This is a genomic window from Tianweitania sp. (assembly GCF_032053605.1).
GTDB lineage: Bacteria > Pseudomonadota > Alphaproteobacteria > Rhizobiales > Rhizobiaceae > Tianweitania.
This window is the reverse complement of the sequence record NZ_DAMBUH010000047.1, coordinates 24,663-25,002: the sequence shown is the minus strand read 5'-3', so window position 1 is coordinate 25,002 and position 340 is coordinate 24,663. Positions and strand designations below refer to the sequence as shown.

1 pseudogene is annotated in these 340 nt (G+C 68.2%); it reads right to left on the bottom strand.

Going from position 1 to position 340, the window contains the following annotated elements:
• Positions 1 to 340, bottom strand: a pseudogene (locus RTX98_RS12145) (RNA methyltransferase); the annotation flags it as partial.

The window sequence follows — 340 nt, the reverse complement described above, 5'->3', positions numbered from 1 at the left end:
CCCGCCGCCAGTCTGCCCGCCGGCATTCCGCTCGCCAGCGACCTGCCCGCTGGCAGTGGCCGGTTGCCGCTGCATGCGCGGCGCATCGGCCGCCTGCTTGCGCTCGGGATAGCCCATGCCGCGCGGCTCGTTGGGCGAGAAATAATCGAGCGACGACAGGATGCCGCGCAGCACCTTGACCTCGCCGGAGGTGAAGCCCGGCCGCGTCAGCACGGCGCGCAGCTTGTCGATCATCTTGTCCTTCTTGGCCACCGGCCGGAAATAGCCGCGTGCATTCAACGCGGTTTCCAGATGGGTGAGATAGCCGTTCAGCTCCTCTTTCGGCGCCGGCACGGTCTCC